Here is a 3,523-nt window from a genome sequence, read left to right on the forward strand (position 1 = left end):
GGGCAGATTACCCAGTGGTTTGCTGACTTAATGAAAGGCAACACAAAAGCTACTGCTTGGCAATTCGACAAACAAGACAACCACCCCCATTTGTTTGGGTATTCTTTTGGTAAAAAGTCGGGCAAAAGCCAAAGTATTGTTATCAATTATTCTGATAAAGTGCAGAAAATAGACGTTAATCACTTGAATATCAAGGGAAAATATACCCAATATTCCGCTAAATTAACACATTATGTCCAAAATACAGAAGGGGTGGATCAATCGAAGGGTTTGCTTACAGATACATTGGAAATGAAACCATTCAGCATTACCATTATCAATCAATGAAAAAATACGGTATTTTTTTAGTGCTTTTAGCAATTGCAGCACTCTTTACGCAAACCCGTTTTTCAATAGAAAGACCTCCTGTGCGTCCGAATATTGTTTGGATTATGGCCGAAGACATTAACCTTCATTTGGGATGTTTCGGCGAAAAATTAGTACATACCCCTAACATTGACCGATTGGCGGCAAATGGGATTCGTTGTACTAATGCCTATACTGTTTCGGGTGTGTGCGCCCCGAGTAGGGCCTCTATCATTACGGGGATGTATTCGACTGCCATCGGTACGCAACACATGCGGCAAGCCAAAAGCCTCACTCCTTATGAAGGAGTGCCGTTTTATAATGCCGTGCCTCCAGCTCATATAAAGGCTTTTCCCGAGTATTTGCGTCAAAATGGGTATTTTTGTACTAATAACCGTAAAACAGACTACCAGTTTGGCGAGCCTTTTACCGTATGGGATAGCCATAGCAACAAGGCTGGCTGGCGTGACCGATCCGAAAAAAACCAACCTTTTTTTTCCTGCTATACGTTTGAATCAACCCACGAAATCAATGTGTGGCCCGATTCTACCAAGTGGCGTTTTTTTAAAGAATTTGGGGTTGATACGATGCGGCTTGTCAATGATGTGAAGCATCGTCCGAAAATTGAAGAAAAGTATATTGTGAATCCGTCCGACTTGGTACTGCCCCCGTATTATCCAGATGCTCCCATGGTACGTGCCGATATAGCCCGTCATTATACAAATATTTCTCGGATGGATACTCAGGTAGGGGCAATCTTGAAACAATTGGATGAAGATGGATTGAGCGATAATACAATCATCGTCTTTATGGGGGATAACGGAGACGGCCTGCCAAGAGCCAAGCGATGGCTTTATGATTCTGGAATTCATGTGCCATTGATAGTTTACATTCCCGAAAAATTGAAACCTCGCATAAAAGGCTATACAAAAGGAATTGATAATCAAATGATTAGTTTTATTGATTTAGCTCCAACGATGTTGTCCCTATCGGGAATCCCTATTCCTAAACACCTACATGGAAGGCCATTTTTGACTACAAGTACAAACACCTTACCGAAACGGCGTACTTACATTCACGCAGGGCGTGATCGTATGGATAACCGTTACGATTTACAAAGAGCTGTACGGGATAGCCGTTATAAGTATATTCGTAACTACATGCCCGATGTACCCTATACTCAACAACTGGATTTTATGTACCAAATGCCCATGATGCAAGAGATTTTAACGTATGAAAAAGCAGGAAAGCTGACCCCAATCCAATCATACTGGTTGTTTAAAAAGAAGCCAAAGGAAGAACTTTATGATACGCAGACTGACCCGCACGAAATCAAAAATTTGGCAGATAGCCCGCAGTATAAGCTCGTTTTGAATCGTATGCGTGAAGAACTTGCCCGTTGGCAAGGCAGTGTAGGAGATTATCTGGAAATGCCCGAAGTGGTTCAAGCTGAGAAGATGTGGCCTCAAGGAAAACAACCCAAAACACCAGCTCCCAAGGCTGTCCTCAATACTCAAAAAAAATGGGTATTAAATTCTAATATTGACGGAGTCTCTATTGGATATCGCTGGGAGGGAGAAAGTTTTTGGAGGCTTTATGTCAAGCCTTTTGCGGCAGCAGGCAAACCGTTAGAGGTAAAAGCGGTGCGATACGGTTGGGCAGAGAGTGAGGTTGTGAAGATTCATTGATTCATATTCAATTGCTTTTTTTTAATTTCTAAAACATCGCCTTTCGTAATTTGATGGTGTGAAAGTTGCATTCGTTGTGCCGATTAATGATTGACGTAGGTATGAAATGGCTGAGCGTGGACTTGGATTCCCCAAACTAAACTCAAAAAAAATGGCATTTCTCATTTCCAGAGATTAGGTAAAAAATCATAGCAGAGAAAATGCCGCCAGGCAAACCAAGTATGGTCAGTATCAGGTAATTCTTTGAACGTGTGTTTTATGCCTTTTTCAGTCAGTGTTCTGTCTAAGTTTCTCAACCCTTCGGCAGCACCTCCATTTTTTAGGCCTCCTCCTACTTTATCGTTTGCCCCTACACCAAGAAAAAAGAAACTCATCTTTTTATCAGGGCGATTGCATCAAATATTAAGTTGGTTAAGTAATTCAATAAGAAATTCATCATCCCTAGCGGCCTTTTTTCGTTTTCGCTTTAAACTTATCTTGGCAGGATGACGACTAATTAAACCTAGCGCTAATTTACGTATGGTGGTCAAATTACGAGGAGCATGGTCTTTACGAACTTGACAGCCATCTTCATTAAAGGTGACATCCAGATGCCAATGTTGCTGATTCTCAATGCCCCAATGTCGGCGAATGAAATGGCCTACTTGAGCAGCCGAATATCCAGCTAATGAGCTGATATAGTAGCGCTTACTGAGTTGATGCTCTTGATTAACCCAACGACTTGATTCTACATAAATAACGCTTTTTAAACCAACCCACTCTTGAGCAGCATCAATAAAATTAAGTTTCTCGCTGAGGATAACCGTTCGTTTTTCCGCTCTACCATGTTCTAAATCCCGACTTATTTCTGCTTGTAGGGATGATTGGTGGCGCTCGAACCAATCGGCCACTTGAGTGTATAAGCCGTCCTGATTAGACTTCAAGCCAATTACATAGTTGGCTTGTCGCTCAACAATGAGTTGGGTAATCGCTTTTTGACACCCAATCGCATCAATGCTGACGATACTGTCGGTAATATCTAGCGTGCTAAGCAGCTCAGGGATAGCCATTATCTCATTGGTTTTGTTAGCTATTTGCTTCTGAGCCAAGTACAAACGCTCTTTTTCCGCCCAAACACTCAGAATCTGAACCGTAGCTTGTTTGTGACCTGCTTCTACAGTTCCTCGCAGTTGTTTGCCATCGACAATGAGTTGTTTTTGACTTAATAGCCCAACAATTTCTTTTCCCCAATTTATCAATAACGACTCCAGCTGAGTGGGCGAAAGGCGGCGAAAAACGCGATTAAGTGTATCATGAGAAGGGATACCACAAGGCAATTCCAGAAACTCACGCAAGACTTCTTCTTTATCACAAGCATAATCGTACACCTCTTCAAAACCCTCACAATCACATAGATAACCACAAAGTACGAGCATCAATATATCGCTTAACAGATGTAAGCACTTGCCCTCCTGACGAGGGTCATCTATCTCAAAAAATAATTCAGAAAC

At 41.8% G+C, this 3,523-nt stretch carries 4 protein-coding genes; 2 read left to right on the forward strand and 2 right to left on the reverse strand.

Features of this window, described 5'->3' with window-relative positions; translation table 11 throughout:
- Both G563_RS38500 and G563_RS0118280 read left to right on the forward strand, forming a co-directional pair.
- Positions 1-327: hypothetical protein (locus G563_RS38500; RefSeq protein WP_037327443.1), on the forward strand; the 327-nt coding region annotated here is incomplete at its 5' end.
- Complete coding sequence (locus tag G563_RS0118280) at positions 324-2,033, forward strand: sulfatase family protein (protein ID WP_028666569.1); 1,710 nt, start codon at positions 324-326, stop codon at positions 2,031-2,033. The genes G563_RS38500 and G563_RS0118280, both read left to right, overlap by 4 nt.
- 161 nt (positions 2,034-2,194) lie before the next feature.
- On the opposite strand, the gene G563_RS0118285 is transcribed toward G563_RS0118280, so the two are convergent.
- A complete protein-coding gene (locus G563_RS0118285) occupies positions 2,195-2,407 on the reverse strand; it encodes a hypothetical protein (protein ID WP_028666570.1) in 213 nt (70 codons plus the stop codon).
- 21 nt (positions 2,408-2,428) lie between these two features.
- A partial coding sequence (locus tag G563_RS0118290; protein ID WP_084650907.1) for an ISAs1 family transposase occupies positions 2,429-3,523 on the reverse strand: 1,095 nt, incomplete at its 5' end.

Origin of the sequence: Runella zeae DSM 19591, assembly GCF_000423565.1 — a bacterium.
Classification (GTDB): Bacteria; Bacteroidota; Bacteroidia; order Cytophagales; family Spirosomataceae; genus Runella; species Runella zeae.

Bases quoted from the DNA above. Each gene is read 5' to 3' on its own strand.
- G563_RS0118280 (WP_028666569.1), top strand. From the start codon at position 324: ATGAAAAAATACGGTATTTTTTTAGTGCTTTTAGCAATTGCAGCACTC.
- G563_RS0118285 (WP_028666570.1), bottom strand. From the start codon at position 2,407: ATGAGTTTCTTTTTTCTTGGTGTAGGGGCAAACGATAAAGTAGGAGGA.